We start from the raw sequence: 14,263 nt of genomic DNA, 5'->3' as shown, positions 1-14,263 counted from the left end.
TACCAGCCCCCGCCGACAATGTGACGCCTACCCCGCGGTCTCGAATCTCACCTTCCGCGTCGCCGGGTCCGCCTCGACCAGCCGCACCCGGGTGCGGGTGCCGAGCGCCAGGTCGCCGTCGCAGCGCGCCCGGACGGCCGGTTCGTCGAGGGCGATCGTGCCGCGCCTACCCTCCACGTCGAGCACCGCCGCCTCGAACACCTCGCCGACCCGGCCCGCCAGGAGCACCGCCTCGACCAGATCCACGGCGGCGCGGTCCGCGGCGTTCGTGACGCGGGCGGTGCGCTGCATCGTCGCCGGCAGCTCCGGCAGCGCCGACCGGACGTGCGCGGGCACCTCCCGGCCGTCGTGCAGGGCCAGGCACGCCTCGGTCGCGTACCGGTCCGCCAGCCTCCGCAGCGGGGCCGTGACGTGCGCGTAGGGTGCGGCCACCGCCGAGTGTTCGTTCTTTCCGGTCGAACTTCCATCGGGAACTTCGTACGTCGCGCCGCTCAACAGATCGCCGGCCTGTTCGACGAAGGCCAGTTCGCGGGCGTGCACCGGGCGCATCGCCGCCAGCAGCTCACCCACCGGCTGCTCGGCCGGCCAGTCGATGTCGAGCGCCGCGGCGGCCGCCCGCAGGCGCGTGATCGCCTTCTCCGGCGGGGGCGGCATGGTGCGCAGCAGTCCCGTTCCGCCGGTGAGCATGATCTTCGCGGCGACCATGCCGGTGAGCAGGGAGATCTGGGCGTTCCACTCCTCGACCGGCAGTGGCGAACGCAGTTCGAGCCGCCAGCCGTCCCCGTCCGGCTCGATCTCCTGATCCGGCAGCGGCAGGTCGACGGCTCCGCGTTCGAGCCCGCGGGCAATGAGCAGCTTGCCGACCGTGGGCAGGAGGGCGACCGGTTCCGGCAGCTCGCGTTCCAGGTCGGGATACGCGTACTGGGCGCGGCTGCGCACCAGCGCGCGTTCGACAGAATGGCTTGTGGGGACGCCGCCGGCGTCCAGATCGACCGTCCACAGGACGGCCGGGCGGACCCGGTCCGGCAGCAGGCTCGCGGCGCCCTCGCTCAACACCGGCGGATGCAGCGGAACCTTTCCGTCCGGCAAGTAAACCGTCTGCCCCCGCCGATGCGTCTCGGCGTCCAGCGCACCCCCGGGCACCACGAACGCGAACACGTCCGCGATCGCGTAGTACACCCGGTAGCCACCGGCCCGCTGCTCCAGCCGGACCGCCTGGTCGAGATCCCGCGCACCCGGCGGATCCACCGTCACGAACGCCAGATCCGTCCGGTCCACCCGCCCGTCGCCGTGCTCGGTCCGGCTCGCCTCTTCCGCCTCACGCAGCGCCGCGAGCGGGAACTCCGTGGGAAGCTCCAGCTCGCGGCGCAGTGGTGCGAAGTCGATCCGGGAGGCCCGGATCCGGGGTGCGCTGACTCGTCCGTCTACCACGGGCAAGTCATACCCCGTCGTGCAAAGTGCTACGGCAGCGGCCCCGAACCGGCGGGCTCACGCCCGTTGACCGAGTGACCGCCCTCGACCGGATCCGGCGTGCTCGCCGGGGCCAGCGCCTCGGCGGACAGCCCACCCTCGCCATCCCCCGAACGCCCGTTGCCGTTGGTCGGGGTGGTCTCGTCGAGCACCTCCGCCACCGGCGTCTCCGCCGGCGCGTCATCGGCGCCCTGCGCGAGGATGGGGCCCGCCGGGGCCGCGTCGGCTTCCTTGGCGTCGGCCCCCTGTGCCTCAGCGGCACCGGTGGTCTCCGCCGTGGCGGCCGGGCCGGTGGACTTGGCCGCCGGCTTCTTCGCCGGGGCCTTCTTCGCGGCGCCGGCCTTGGCGTCCGCCTTGGCCGCATCGCCCTTGGCGGCGTCCGCCTCGGCGGGCTTCGCAGCCGTTGCGGTGTCCGCGGCCGGGGTGCTGTCCGCACCCGCCGTGGTGGACGCCTCGGCCGGCGATCCGGTCGCGGGTGCCGCCGTCGCCGTAGCGTCGGTGCTGTCCGTGCCGGTCGCGGTGCCCGCCGTCGGCTCCGTGCCGGCGCCCGCCGGGCTTGCCGCCGTCGGGGCCGAACCCGTCGTGGTGGTGCCCCCGGTGGCCGGAGCCGCGTCCGCAGGGGTGGACTTGGCGGCGGCGGACTTGGCGGCCTTGGCAGCGGTCGACCTGGTGCCGGTCGTCTTGGCCGGGGCCGCCTCGCCGGCGGTGGCCTTGGCCGCGGTCGCCTTCGCAGCCGACGACTTCGCCGGAGCCGCCTTGGTCGCCGTCGACTTCGCGGGTGCGGGTGTCGTGGCCGACCCGGTCGCCTTGGCAGCCGCGGACTTCGCCGTCGCCTTGGTGGCCGTGGCCTTGGCCGCAGTGGCCTTCGTGCCCACCGCCTTCGTGCCCGTAGCCTTCGCGGCCGTCGACTTCGCCGCGGCGCGGCCGGTGCCCGTCGCCTTGGTGCCGGCGGTCTTCGCCGCAGCGGCCTTGGCAGCGGTCGACCGCGTCCCCGCGGCCGCACGACCGCCGGTGGCCTTCGCCCCGGCGACCTTCGTCGCGCCCGCGCGGCCGGCGGCCGTGGTGGTCGCCCTGGCAGCCGTCGACTTGGTCCCGGTGGCCTTGGTGGCGGTGGCCTTGGTGGCGGTCCTCGACGCGGTCGTCTTGGCCGGCGCGGCCTTCGCGGCACCCCGTCCGGTCGTCGCCTTGGTCGCGGCGACCTTTGCCGGAGCGGCCTTGGCGGTCGTCCTCTTCGCCGCGGCCTTGGCCGGAGCGGACGTGGCCGTGGCCGTGGCCTTGGTCGCCCGGCCCGGGGCGGCCTTCGTGGCGGTCGCCTTGGCCGCTCCGCGGGTCGCCTTGGCGGTCGTCACCGGAGCGGCCTTGGCGCCGGTCGTCCTGGTGCCGGCCGCCTTCGCAGCCGTCGCCTTGGTGCCGGCGGCCTTACGCCCCGCCGTCTTCGCGGCGGTGGCCTTGGTGGCGGCGGACTTCGCTGCGGCGGCCTTCGCGGCGGTCGCCTTGGTGCCCGTCGACTTCGCGGCCGTGGCCTTGGCGGCCGCGCGCCCGGCACCGGTGGCCTTCGTGGCCGAAGCGGGCGCGGCGGTCGACCTCGCGGCCGTCGCCGTGGTGCCCGCCGACCTGGCCGCCGTGGCCTTCGCCGCCGAGCGGCCGGTGCCGGTGGCCGTCGCCTTCGCCGCCGTACGGCCGACGCCCGTCGCCTTCGCAGCCGTCGCCTTCGCCGCCGTACGGCCGGTGCCGGTGGCCTTCGCAGCCGCCGACTTCGCCGCCGTACGGCCGACGCCGGTCGCCTTCGCGGCCGCGGACCTGGTGGCCGCGCGGCCGGTGCCGGTCACGTTCGTGGCCGTGGACTTCGCCGCGGTACGGCCGGTGCCGGTGGCCTTCGTGGCCGTCGACTTCGCCGCCGAGCGGCCGGTGCCGGTGGACTTCGCCGCCGTCGACTTCGCCGCGGTGCGGCCGGTGCCCGTCGCCTTGGCGGCCGTGGCCTTGGTGCCGGTGGACTTCGCCGCGGCGGCCTTGGCGGCGGTCGACCGCGTCCCCGCGGCCGCGCGGCCGCCGGTGGCCTTCGCCCCGGCCACCTTGGTGGCAGCGGTCTTGGTGGCCGCCGTGCGCGTGCCCGTCGCCTTGGTGCCGGTGGACTTGGTGCCGGTCGACTTGGCGGCCGTGGCCTTCGTGGCGGTCGAGGCGGCTGCCTTGGCCGCCCGCGTGGCGGTCGACTTGGCGGCCTTCGCGGCGCGGGTGGCCGTCGCGGCCGTCGACGCGACCGCGGATGCCGCCGCCTTGGCGGTCCGCTTGGCGGCCGTGGGCGTGGCCTTCGCGGCCGTCGAGGTGACGGCCTTGGCCGCCCGCGACACCGCCGAACGGCCCGTGCCGGCGGCCTTCACCGCCGCCGACTTCGCGGCCTTCGTGGCCCGGCCGGCGGTCGACTTCGCGGCCGGAACCGCAGCCGTCGACCTGGACACCGTGGCACGGGTCGACTTGGCAGCGGCCACCGCGCCGACCGGAGTCCTGGTCGCCGCAGCCGTGGCGCCAAGGGTCTTGGTGCCGGCCTTTGTGCCAGCGGTCTTGGTGCCCGCGGCCCTGTTCCCAACGGTCTTGGCAGCGGGCGCCGTGGATGCCGTCGCCGTGGATGCCGTCCTCTTCGAAGACGTCGCCTTGGTGGCGGTCGGCTTGGCAGCCGTGGCGTTGGTGGCGGTCGCCTTCGAAGACGTCGCCTTCGAGGCGGTCGACTTGGCAGCCGTGGCGTTCGTGGCGGTCGCCTTCGAAGACGTCGCCCTTGTGGCGGTCGGCTTGGCGGCCGTGGGCTTGGTGGCGGTCGGCGTCGTCGCCGTGGATGTAGTGGCCGCGGTCTTGGCCGCCGTGGACTTCACGGCGGTGGACCTGGTGCCGGTGGACCGCTTGGTGCCGGTCGTCCCGGTGGCGTTCTCCGATGTGATCGGTTTGTCGGCGGCGGGCTTGGCGGCGCTGCGCCGAGCCGGCTTCGGGGCCTCTGCGGCGGCGGGCTTGGCGGCTGCTGGCTTGGCAGTGGAAGCGGCACGGGTCCGACGCGTGGCCGGCTTCGGCGCTTCCGTCGCGGAATCGGCGGAAACGGTTGCGGCGGCGGAGTCCGTCGGCGCCTCATCGACCCGGACAGTGGTCATTCTGGTGCCCGCCGAACGTGCCGGCACCGACGCCACCGCCTTCGTCACGACCGCACGCGTCTTCGGCGCGGCCGTTCCCACCTTGGATGTTGCCGCTCGCGCGGCGGGAGTGGTGCGCGATCCGCGAGCGTTACTCGCGGATGCCTTGCGGGACAGCGCGTTCGCGCCGTCAGCGGTCGACGTGGCCGCCGTAGCGGTCGCGCCGGTCACCGGTGCCGTGCTCGCCTTGCTTCCCGCCGGGTCGACCGTCTTCGGTGCGGTGGACTTCCGGGTGCGGGCCGCCGGTGCGGCAGCGGGGGTCTTGCCGGTCGCGGACGCTCGTTTGGCGGCCGAACGGTTGGTGGCCAACGCATCGGCCATGGTGTTTCCTCCTCCGGCGGAACCTGAGTCAGGGTTGGGGGAACTGCACGAGAGCGGCGCCGGGTTCCGGGGCGGCGCCTTGAAAAATCAGGACTGGTCGCCGTTCCAACGCTCGTCTTCGGCGTCCCAGGCCGCGTTACGCTCCTCCACCCGTTCCAAGGCGCGCTCGGCTTCCGCGGCAGAGCCGTACGGCCCAAGGCGGTTGACCGCCGGGCATTTGTCGGCGTCTGTTTCCACGCGGTGGTGGGAGAGGCACCAGTAGTACTGGCCAGCACCGCTACTGCTCATGACATCACTGTGCATCGTGTTCGAACCACGCGCTACCGATTCGAGCAATATTGAGCCACGGGATCCACAGTAGACGGACCGGCGCGCGGTTTCCTAACCGGGCCACACCTGACGTGCGACGCGGAGGAAGTTCCGCTGTCGGCCAACGGTTCCGGGGCAACGAATTGGATCTGGGCGCACCATCGGAAACGGTCTGCGAAAAGCTGGGGATTCTCCGAGCGTGATCGATGCGACACCGCATCAGTTCGACCGTTGCCTCGTTGTGGACCGGTGCCGCATTGTTGCGGTTGCTCGGTCACATCGACGAAACCTGTGAACGAAAGGGTGGGGATGAACCCGGTTCGGCACCTGTGGACGCTGATCGAGCCGCTGCACGCGGTCACCTACTTCGCTCCGGAGGCGCGCGCGGCGTACGAGGAAGTGGGGTTGCGCGGGTTCTGGCGGGGTTACTTCGCGGGGCGGGCCGCTCCGCTCGGCGCCGTCACGGCGGCCCCGGTGACCGCGCTGTTCTTCGGCTTCGCGCCGCGCATGGTCGAACGCGCGCTGCCCGACATCTGGAGCCGCATCAGCCCGGCGGACGCGCTGCGGTGCCGGGAGGCCGGCGCGGCAAGCGCACTGCGTTCCCACGGAACAACGACGGAGGCGGCGGACCTGTTGTGGGCGGCGGCGTCCGGGGCGCGAACGTCGGGACGCGCACTGGCGGCCGCGAACGCCGCGCTCCCCGCGCCGGAGGACCCGCACGCGCGCCTGTGGCTGGCGACGACGGTGCTGCGCGAACATCGCGGCGACGGCCACGTCACGGCACTGGTGACCAACGGCGTGGACGGCTGCGAGGCGCTTGTGTGGCGCGACGCGATCGACGGCCTCCGCGGCGAACTGCAGGGCAACCGCGGCTGGACGGACGAGGAGTGGGACGCGGCCCGGCAACGGCTCGCGGCGCGCGGCTGGGTCGACGGCGACGGCCGGGCGACGGCGGCGGGCCGCGCGGCACACGCGCGGATGGAGGAACTCACGGACGAACTGGCGGCGCAACCGTGGGCCGGCACCGACACCGAACGGCTGGTCGCGCTGCTGACGCCGGCGGCCGAGGCGCTGCACCGCGTCATCCCCTACCCGAACGCGATGGGCCTCCCGCGCGGTTGAGTCGACGCGGCGCTGTGCCTCGATCCGGACATCGGCGGCGGCCGTCGATCTTGAAGTTGTGGTGCGGACGTAGCACGGCGATATCGGGCATACCGGGCGCCACAACTGCAAGATCGACGAAGCCCGCGCGCTCCTACAGCGGCGCGAACGACGCCGTGAAGTGCCGCAGCGCCGACCCCTGCTCCGTGATCCGGAACCCCCGCAACTCCGCCGCCCGGTCACACACGTGCTGCGCGACCTCGATCACATAGTCCATGTGGCTCTGCGTGTACGTCCGCCGCGGAATCGCCAGCCGCACCAGATCCATCGCGGCGGGCTTCTCCGTTCCGTCCGGCTGCCGCCCGAACATCACCGTGCCGATCTCGCACGCCCGCACCCCACCGGTCTCGTACAGCGCCACGGCGAGCGCCTGCCCCGGATACTCCAACGGGTCGATGTGCGGCAGCATGGCCCGCGCGTCGATGTACACGGCGTGCCCGCCGATCGGGGTCAGCACCGGAATGCCGATCTCCCGCAGCGAGTTCCCCACGTACTCGGTGGAGCGGATGCGGTACGTCAGATAGTCGTGCTGCACGGTCTCGGTGAGCCCCTGCGCGAGCGCCTCCAGATCGCGGCCGGCGAGCCCGCCGTACGTGGGGAAGCCCTCGGTCAGGATCAGCATGTCCCGGCAGCGTTCGGCGAGTTCGTCGTCGTTGAGCGCGAGCCAGCCGCCGATGTTGCCCATCGGGTCCTTCTTGGCGCTCATCGTCATTCCGTCGGCCAGCGACGCCATCTCGCGCACGATGTCGGCCACGTCGCGGTCCTGCTGGCCGTCCTCGCGCGTGCGGATGAACCAGGCGTTCTCGGCGAAGCGACATGCGTCGATGAAGACGGGCTTGCCGTAGGCGTCGGCGACGCGGCGGATCTCGCGGAGGTTCGCCAGGGAGACGGGCTGTCCCCCGCCGCTGTTGTTGGTCACCGTCACAAAGATCACGGGCACGTCGTCGGCGCGGGCTTCGAGCAGCCGTTCCAGGCCGTCGATGTCCATATTTCCCTTGAACGGGTGCCGTGACGAAGGATCTCGCCCCTCGGAGATGACGAGGTCCACGGCCTCCGCGCCGGTGTACTCGACGTTGGCGCGCGTGGTGTCGAAGTGGGTGTTGTTCGGCACCACCCTGCCCGGCCCACCGAGCACGCTGAAAATGATGCGTTCGGCCGCCCGCCCCTGGTGCGTGGGGATCACGTGGGTGAACGGGAACAGCCGCTGCACCGCATCCTTGAAGACCCGGAACGACGGCGATCCCGCGTAGGACTCGTCGCCGCGCTGCAACGCCGCCCACTGGTCCCGGCTCATGGCCCCGGTCCCCGAGTCCGTCAACAGATCGATCAGAACATCGTCGGCGTCTACCTTGAACAGGTTGTACCGCGCGGCTTCCAGGGCCTTGTGCCGTTGCGCGCGGGTGTTCATCCGCAGCGGTTCGACGGAGTGGATGCGGAACGGCTCGATGATCGTCCGGAACGTGGGCTCGGTCATGCTGACGATGATCGTCGGCTTCCGTTCGGCGGTGAATCATGTTCGTAACGCGATCGGGGCACACGCTTTACGCTCGTAACGTGGATCGGGTCGACTGGCGCATACTCGCCGAACTGCAAGCTGACGCGCGTCTGTCGTTCAATGAAATGGCACGACGGATCAACCTGTCGGCGCCCGCGACCGCCGAACGGGTACGGCGCCTGCAGGACGCCGGAATCATCACCGGCTATCGGGCGCACGTGGACCCGGCGAAGGCCGGACGGCCGGTCCGCGCCTTCGTCCGGATGCAGTGCTACGGCCCGACGTGCGTGCTGCGCGACCCGGCCGTCCCGAACTGGCCCGAGGTGCTGCAGATGCAGCGGGTGACCGGCGCCGACTGCACGGTGCTGATGGTGGCCGTGGCGGACATGCCGGCGCTGCAAGGGTTCCTGGACCGGATGGCCGACTACGGGCGGCCGGAGAGCAGCCTCATCCTCGACGACGTGCTCGCCTGGACCCCGCTCACGCCCCTGGATCCCGTCCCGCCAGACCGAGCAGCCGATCGATGAGCGGCGCGTCCGCGGGCACCTTCACCGCGGGCCCGAACAGTCCCGGAATCCCGTTCGGGTTGTCCCCGACGGTCGCGCTGACCCACCCGTAGGCGGCCCGGATCCCGTCCTGCAGGGCGGCATCCCCGCCGGGATAGCGCTGCCCGGTCGCCACCGCCAGATCCCACCCGTGAACGATCACCTCGTCCAGCCCGACGGCTCCGGCGGCGTCCCCCGGCATCTCCAGCCCGCCGATGACGGTCAGCCCGCTCCACGCCGTGTCGGACCGCCACGCCTCGGCGAGCGCGTCCAGCCGGGCCGGAATCCGTTCCCGCCAACCGTCGCGGAGCCGTGCGCCGTCCGGCGCCTGCGCCACTCCCCCGTCCGCCTTCGTCGTCTTGGTCGCCGCGTCCGCGAACGCCCCCGCGAGCCCGTCGATGTGGTCGAGCAGCGCGGCGACGGTGATGCCGCCCGGCGTCTGCGCGGCGAGCTGTTCGTCCGTCGTCTGCTTGACGAGCCCGCTGAGCACGTCGGTGGCGGGTCCGAAGTCGACCGTCATCGTGACCTCTCCTGTCCGCTACGTTGCCGGCTGATCCGCGCCACTCTGCCAGATCCCGCCCGCGGGCACCTGGCCGTCAGTCGCCGCTGAACACCAGCAGCCGATGGTGCGGCCGCCCGGGCGCCGCGCGCAGCAGGTCGACCAGCTGCAGAAGCGCCTCCGCCGGGCCGCGCACCTCCGGTTCGGTGTGCAGCTTCGTGAGGGACTCGAGTTCCCCCGTCAGGATGACGCACTGGCGCGCGTTGAAGTACGTGTCGTCGTGGTCGTCGACGCCGGACAGCAGGGGGAACCTCGTCGGGTCGGCGGCCGCTGTCGCGCACAGGCGGTTCACGCCTCCGCGCCAGTCGAGCGTCGCCACCTTTTCACCGCTGTACTCCCGGACATACACATCGATCGCCATCGGACCATGGTGCGTCAGCCGGCCGCGGAACGCCTCGCGCGCACCAGTTCGGCGTACTCCTCGCCGGCGAGCGTCGCGTTGACCCACCGGCCCCCGACGGCGTCGGTGAGCCGTTCGGCGAGATCGATCGCGGACTCGGCGTCGGCGGCCCGGCCCAGCTCGCGCCCCTCGCCGACGAACTCCTCGTCGACCGGGTCCAGTGACAGCAGGTTGGCCAGGTCCAGGGCATGTTCGTCGTCGGGATCCGCGACGGTGTGCAGCGACACCCGGTATCCGCCGCTCCACGGTTCGACCGCCACCCACCTGACGCCGCGAACGCCCTGGACGGTGGTTTCGCCCAGGAACTGCTCGACCGCCTTGCCACGGCGGAGCGCGCCGACGGCGAACGCACGGGTCAGGTGACGCATGGGGCGGAGCATACGGGCACCCCGCTGGCTGAGCAGTGGCGATCGTGGCGGACGGACGAGTCGACCTGTACGCCGGGTTCCGCCATGTATAGGGCCGCTGAGCTGGCGTTTCTTGTGGTGATTGACCGTCCAGGCCGTCGCCAAGCCGTGCGGCCGTTCCGGCTACCGACGACGGGTCAGCGCGCTTACTTCGATCGCGATGGCGAACGGTTCGCTCGCGGTCAGAGTCTCGCCGTCCTTGGCGAGAACCTGCTCGACGTAGTGGTCCCCGTCCAGGCCGAGCAGACGAACCGTGACCGCGCCGGCCGGGTCCGGCTCGACCAGCAGGTACCACGGGATCCGAGCGGCCGCGTACGCCTGCATCTTGAGCAACCGGTCGGTGCCGGCGTTGCCAGGCGATACGACCTCGCCGACCAGGACGACCTCGGCGGCTTCGACCGTCGTGACGTCCTCGGCATGGGTGACCACCACGTCCGGGATGAACACCCGACCCGTCGTCAGACGGACGTTGACCGCCTCGTACACCCACAGGTCAGCCTCATCGGCGGCGGCGTCGAGGATGTTGGCCAACCGGCGGGAGATGTGCTGATGGCGCGTGGTCGGAGCCGGGCTCACCAGCAGACTCCCGTCGAAGAGTTCGATCCGGTCGGAGGTCTCACCGAGCGCGAAGAAGTCCTCCTCGGTCCACGGCCCCACGTGATCCAGTACGGCTGCGGTCATCGGCTGCTCACCTCCACGCGGATGCTCCCACAAGCGTCCCACATCCGATGACCCGAGATCGGGCCGCGCGTGGGGGGGGCGACGGACGAGTCGACCGTGTAGCCACGATTCCGCTATATAGGACCACTGAGCTGGCGTTTCTCGTGGCGCCTGACCGTGTAGGCCGCCGCATTACCTCTTCCGTGGCCTACGGCGAGACGTCAGAGACTGTAAGACGGACGCTCAAGGGTGGCAGCGCCAGTTCCAAACGAACCGCCTCAACGAACCGCTGGAGCGCCGCCTCCGCTGGCTCGTGCGCCGCCCGCCACTCCTCCCAGTCAAGGCGGCCCGCTACGCGGGCCGCAGCAACTCGCCCATCAGCCGGCCGCGGCAGACCGCCGGACGCGAACCATGTCGGCATACTCGTCGCCGGCAACCGTCGCGTTGACCCGCCGACCCGCGACCGCCTCGGTGAGCCCCTCAGCGAAATCGATCGCAGCCTAAGCCTCGGCGACTCGGCCCAGCTCGCGCCCATCGCCGACGAAGTCCTCGTCAACCGGGTCCAACGACACCAGGCTGGACAGGTCCCGCACCCGTTCGTCATCAGGATCCTCGACGGTGTGCAGCGACATCCGATAGCCGCCGCTCCACGGATCGACCGCCACCCACCGCACACCACGGGCACACTGGACCGTGACCTCGCCCAGGAACTGCTCGACCGCGAACGCCCGGGTCAGATGCCGCACGGGGCGCAGCATACGGACGTCGGGCGCCGACATCGAACCAGCAGCGAGGCCGTGACGATCGCGAGCTTCGGCCGCGTCCGTCGAGCGCGGGGCGATCGGCTGCCGCACCGCTTTGCGGCTTGCCCTCGTGTAACGCGATCACCCGCCGCACACCAATAGTGGCCCAGGAACGGAAAGCCGGCGCCGCTCCGGCCTGCTGGCGGCGCAAGCGCCGGCATCGGCCGGGCGCGCCGGCGGTTCGTATCCGGGATTAGCCACCGAAGCCCACAAGAACAGCCGTCCCCCGAAGCCGAATCCTCTACGCCGCCCGCCCGACGTCAGGGGCGCTGCGCGCCGGCACGCCGAGGGCCGCCCTTGACCCCGGCCAGCCACCGCAGAAGCCGGCGTCTATCGAGGCGCTCGCAAGAGACCGGAACGCCTCAAGATCAGGCCGTCTCCAGGCCGTCAGGCCGTGCCCAGGCCGTCCGAGGCGAACCAATGTTGACCATTCTCACCAAGAGGCGATTATCAATAACACCAGCTCAGCAGCCATTACAAACCCGTGATCAGGAGGACGACGGACGAGTCGACCTGTACGCCGGGTTCTGTGACCCGCGAAACCGCGGGCCGGCGGCCATCCATCTAGGCCTGCCGTCGCCGACAGGCTCAAGCGGTCTACCCGCAGGCTCGGGCGAGCAGCCCTCGAACGCCTGCGCAGGCCTCGCCCCGAGGGGTCCGGCCCTTTTGACCTTGCTCCGGGTGGGGTTTACCGAGCCGTCCCGGTCACCCGGGACGCTGGTGGGCTCTTACCCCACCGTTTCACCCTTACCGGCGTGCTGCCGGCGGTCTGTTCTCTGTGGCACTTTCCCGCGGGTCGCCCCGGGTTGCCGTTAACAACCACCCTGCCCTGTGGAGCCCGGACGTTCCTCGGCAGCCCTGAGGCTGACGCGGCCGCCCGGTCGACTCGTCCGTCGCGCCTCACTGTAGCCCAGCGCCCCGCGCATTCCTCCGGCCGGCAAGATCATCCTGGGGCATCGATGGCCGAGTGGTACACCAGCCACGTAATGCGCCACGAATAACGTGGCTGGTGTACCACTCACGGCCCGCCGGAGGGGCGAAGCCCGGGCCGCCCAGGGGGAAGGGCTACGCCAGCGAGCCCGCCAACTCCTCGGCCTGGGTGCGGATCTCCGGGACCGCCGTCGTCTCCCACTCCGTGCCCCGCCTCGCCGGGCCGATGAGGTGGACGTTCTCCCACGGGGTGCCGTCGGGGCGGTTGACCCGGCCGGCCGGGTCGCAGGAGACCCCGAGGCCGAGCGGTTCGCCGACCGCCGCGCCCGTGGCGACCAACGAGGCCAGCAGCGGGTGGCGGACGGCCGTTCCGGGGCCGGTGCAGTTGACGATGGCGCCGACGCGTAGGGAGCCGTCGACGTCGAAGCCGTCGGGCACCGGGCGCACGGAGCGGATGCGGCCGCGCCGGACGGTCAGGGCGCCGGAGGCGAGCAAGGAGGAGACGCGGGCGGCGACCGCCGGGGCCATGCGGTGGCGGTGGACCTCCCAGTGGCGGGCGACGTGGCGCAGGAAGCGTTCGCGGCAGGTCGGGTCGAGGCGGTGCCAGATGGCGTTCACCTCGGGGCGCAGAGCGTCCACTGTGGAGCGCCAGTCGCCCTCGGCCGCGCGGCGGACGTTGCGGATGAGGGCCGCGAGGGAGCCGCAGTCCTCCAGGGCCGGCACGGCGGCGACACCGGGGGATGCGGTGTGCGCCAACGGGAGGAGGCCGTGCCGGGAGACCGCGATGAGGGAGGCGCCGCGGGCGGCGAGGGTGAGCATGACGTCGACGGCGGTCAGGCCGGTGCCGACGAGGAGGACGGGGCCGTCGAGCGGGAGGCGTTCGAGGGCGGCGGCGTCCCACGGGTCGGCGACGTAGCGCGGGCCGTCGACGCCGGTCGCCCAGTCGGGCGTCCCGGGCGCGGGGTGTCCGGTCGCGAGCACCACCCGGTCCGCGGTCCACTCGCCACTTCTGATGGAACGTCCGACGCGGAGCGTTCGCACCCGACCGCGGTGCACGTCGAGCCGGCCGGGGGCACGCTCGGCGGCGTCGGAGAGCCGTTCCTGGAGGTAGGTGCCGTACCAGTGCCGCGGCGCGAACGAGTGCGCGCGCATCGTGGGGTCCCTGCGGGCGCACCAGTTCACGAAGTCCTGCGGGTCGTCCGAGGCGACGCTCATGGCGGCGGCGCGGGAGTTGAGGAGGTGCGCGGGGTTGGTGGTGCCGTAGGCGATGCCGCGCCCGGGACGTTCGCCGGCCTCGACCAGGGTCACCCGGTGGGAGGTCGTGCGCAAAAGGTGAATCGCGGCGAGTGTGCCGCTACAGCCGCCGCCGACGACCAGGACCGACTTCTTTCCCATATCTTCCCCATCTAAGATACCGTTCTAGTAGGTATTATCGACCCGTCCAACGACGGGCGGTAGGAAACGGGGAAGTCTTGGCACCAAAGATGTGGACCCTCACCTCGCGGCGGGCTGTCGACCTCGTCCGGTGCGCGAGTGCGCTCTGTCGTCGCTGAACGTGACCCAGCCAGCCGACAGACGACCCGAGAGGACTCCCACCATGACTGCCGACCTGCTCGAACACGCCCGTAGACTCGCCGCACACCCCGGCCGCTGGCCCGTCCAGCCCCGGTTCGACACGGAAGAACGCTGGTACGCGCGGCTCTCCGCCGGCCCCGACCACGAGGCGTGGCTCCTCACCTGGCAGCCCGGCCACGACACGGAGTGGCACGACCACGGCGGGTCGGCCGGGGCCTTCCTCGTCGTCTCCGGACGGCTCCGCGAGGACACGCCGAACGGCTCCCGCCGGCTGACCGCCGACATGGGACGGCAGTTCGGCGCACGGCACATCCATCGGGTGATCAACGACGGCGCGGCGCCCGCGGTCAGCCTTCACGTCTACGCACCGGCGCTTACCATGATGACCCGCTACGACATGATCGGCGGGGACCTGCGGGTTCGTTCGGTCGAACGGGCCGGCGCCGACTGGTAGA

13 protein-coding genes and 1 other RNA gene are annotated in these 14,263 nt (G+C 72.0%); 4 read left to right on the top strand and 10 right to left on the bottom strand.

Annotation, left to right across the window (positions count from 1 at the left end):
* Positions 1 to 27 precede the first annotated feature (27 nt).
* Entirely contained in the window at positions 28 to 1,431 is a 1,404-nt protein-coding gene (locus tag Val02_RS36580) for an RNB domain-containing ribonuclease (protein ID WP_239153614.1), read from the bottom strand.
* Positions 1,432 to 1,460: 29 nt separating this feature from the next.
* Positions 1,461 to 2,819: a hypothetical protein gene (locus tag Val02_RS36575; protein ID WP_203903887.1), complete on the bottom strand. Its 1,359-nt coding sequence runs from the start codon at positions 2,817 to 2,819 to the stop codon at positions 1,461 to 1,463.
* 10 nt (positions 2,820 to 2,829) lie between these two features.
* On the opposite strand from Val02_RS36575, the gene Val02_RS36570 reads away from it, so the two are divergent.
* Together Val02_RS36570 and Val02_RS36565 are read left to right on the top strand one after the other, a co-directional pair.
* On the top strand, positions 2,830 to 5,226 hold the full coding sequence (locus Val02_RS36570; RefSeq protein WP_203903886.1) for a hypothetical protein: 2,397 nt from the start codon (positions 2,830 to 2,832) through the stop codon (positions 5,224 to 5,226).
* Positions 5,227 to 5,582: 356 nt separating this feature from the next.
* Positions 5,583 to 6,395: an SCO6745 family protein gene (locus Val02_RS36565; protein WP_203903885.1), complete on the top strand. Its 813-nt coding sequence runs from the start codon at positions 5,583 to 5,585 to the stop codon at positions 6,393 to 6,395.
* Positions 6,396 to 6,528: 133 nt separating this feature from the next.
* Here the strand turns inward: Val02_RS36565 and Val02_RS36560 are convergent, their stop codons facing one another.
* Positions 6,529 to 7,908, bottom strand: a complete 1,380-nt coding sequence (locus Val02_RS36560; protein WP_203903884.1) for a tryptophanase — start codon at positions 7,906 to 7,908, stop codon at positions 6,529 to 6,531.
* Between the two features lie 80 nt (positions 7,909 to 7,988).
* Between Val02_RS36560 and Val02_RS36555 the strand changes: the two genes are divergently transcribed.
* On the top strand, positions 7,989 to 8,456 hold the full coding sequence (locus Val02_RS36555; protein WP_203903883.1) for an Lrp/AsnC family transcriptional regulator: 468 nt from the start codon (positions 7,989 to 7,991) through the stop codon (positions 8,454 to 8,456).
* On the opposite strand, the gene Val02_RS36550 is transcribed toward Val02_RS36555, so the two are convergent.
* The 7 genes from Val02_RS36550 to Val02_RS36520 form a co-directional block, all read right to left on the bottom strand.
* On the bottom strand, positions 8,410 to 8,994 hold the full coding sequence (locus Val02_RS36550; protein ID WP_203903882.1) for a TIGR03086 family metal-binding protein: 585 nt from the start codon (positions 8,992 to 8,994) through the stop codon (positions 8,410 to 8,412). The genes Val02_RS36555 and Val02_RS36550 overlap by 47 nt on opposite strands.
* A gap of 76 nt (positions 8,995 to 9,070) precedes the next feature.
* Positions 9,071 to 9,394 carry a hypothetical protein gene (locus tag Val02_RS36545; protein ID WP_203903881.1) on the bottom strand — a complete coding sequence of 108 codons (324 nt, stop codon included), beginning with the start codon at positions 9,392 to 9,394 and terminating at the stop codon, positions 9,071 to 9,073.
* Between the two features lie 14 nt (positions 9,395 to 9,408).
* The gene (locus Val02_RS36540; protein WP_203903880.1) at positions 9,409 to 9,801 is read right to left on the bottom strand and encodes a hypothetical protein; all 393 of its coding nucleotides are present in this window, start codon (positions 9,799 to 9,801) and stop codon (positions 9,409 to 9,411) included.
* Positions 9,802 to 9,963: 162 nt separating this feature from the next.
* Positions 9,964 to 10,521, bottom strand: coding sequence for a Uma2 family endonuclease (locus tag Val02_RS36535; RefSeq protein WP_203903879.1), 558 nt, complete (start codon positions 10,519 to 10,521; stop codon positions 9,964 to 9,966).
* A 479-nt stretch (positions 10,522 to 11,000) separates the two neighbouring features.
* Positions 11,001 to 11,246, bottom strand: a complete 246-nt coding sequence (locus Val02_RS36530) for a hypothetical protein (protein ID WP_203903878.1) — start codon at positions 11,244 to 11,246, stop codon at positions 11,001 to 11,003.
* Positions 11,247 to 11,803: 557 nt separating this feature from the next.
* An RNA gene (gene rnpB / locus Val02_RS36525) (RNase P RNA component class A) lies at positions 11,804 to 12,192 on the bottom strand.
* A gap of 176 nt (positions 12,193 to 12,368) precedes the next feature.
* Positions 12,369 to 13,628 (bottom strand): FAD/NAD(P)-binding protein, encoded by a 1,260-nt coding sequence (locus Val02_RS36520; protein WP_203903877.1) that lies wholly within the window; start codon positions 13,626 to 13,628, stop codon positions 12,369 to 12,371.
* Positions 13,629 to 13,830: 202 nt separating this feature from the next.
* Between Val02_RS36520 and Val02_RS36515 the strand changes: the two genes are divergently transcribed.
* Positions 13,831 to 14,262 carry a cysteine dioxygenase gene (locus Val02_RS36515; protein ID WP_203903876.1) on the top strand — a complete coding sequence of 144 codons (432 nt, stop codon included), beginning with the start codon at positions 13,831 to 13,833 and terminating at the stop codon, positions 14,260 to 14,262.
* Position 14,263: the final 1 nt, after the last annotated feature.

This window comes from Virgisporangium aliadipatigenens (assembly GCF_016863615.1).
GTDB classification, from domain to species: Bacteria; Actinomycetota; Actinomycetes; order Mycobacteriales; family Micromonosporaceae; genus Virgisporangium; species Virgisporangium aliadipatigenens.
The sequence above is the reverse complement of the archived record's forward strand: the minus strand, read 5'-3'. Positions and strand labels throughout refer to the sequence as shown.

What these genes read in the sequence shown, in the direction of transcription:
- Val02_RS36535 (WP_203903879.1), bottom strand. Translation starts at nt 10,521, where the DNA reads ATGACCGCAGCCGTACTGGATCACGTGGGGCCGTGGACCGAGGAGGAC.
- Val02_RS36520 (WP_203903877.1), bottom strand. Translation starts at nt 13,628, where the DNA reads ATGGGAAAGAAGTCGGTCCTGGTCGTCGGCGGCGGCTGTAGCGGCACA.
- Val02_RS36565 (WP_203903885.1), top strand. Translation starts at nt 5,583, where the DNA reads ATGAACCCGGTTCGGCACCTGTGGACGCTGATCGAGCCGCTGCACGCG.
- Val02_RS36515 (WP_203903876.1), top strand. Translation starts at nt 13,831, where the DNA reads ATGACTGCCGACCTGCTCGAACACGCCCGTAGACTCGCCGCACACCCC.
- Val02_RS36550 (WP_203903882.1), bottom strand. Translation starts at nt 8,994, where the DNA reads ATGACGGTCGACTTCGGACCCGCCACCGACGTGCTCAGCGGGCTCGTC.
- Val02_RS36545 (WP_203903881.1), bottom strand. Translation starts at nt 9,394, where the DNA reads ATGGCGATCGATGTGTATGTCCGGGAGTACAGCGGTGAAAAGGTGGCG.
- Val02_RS36540 (WP_203903880.1), bottom strand. Translation starts at nt 9,801, where the DNA reads ATGCGTCACCTGACCCGTGCGTTCGCCGTCGGCGCGCTCCGCCGTGGC.
- Val02_RS36560 (WP_203903884.1), bottom strand. Translation starts at nt 7,908, where the DNA reads ATGACCGAGCCCACGTTCCGGACGATCATCGAGCCGTTCCGCATCCAC.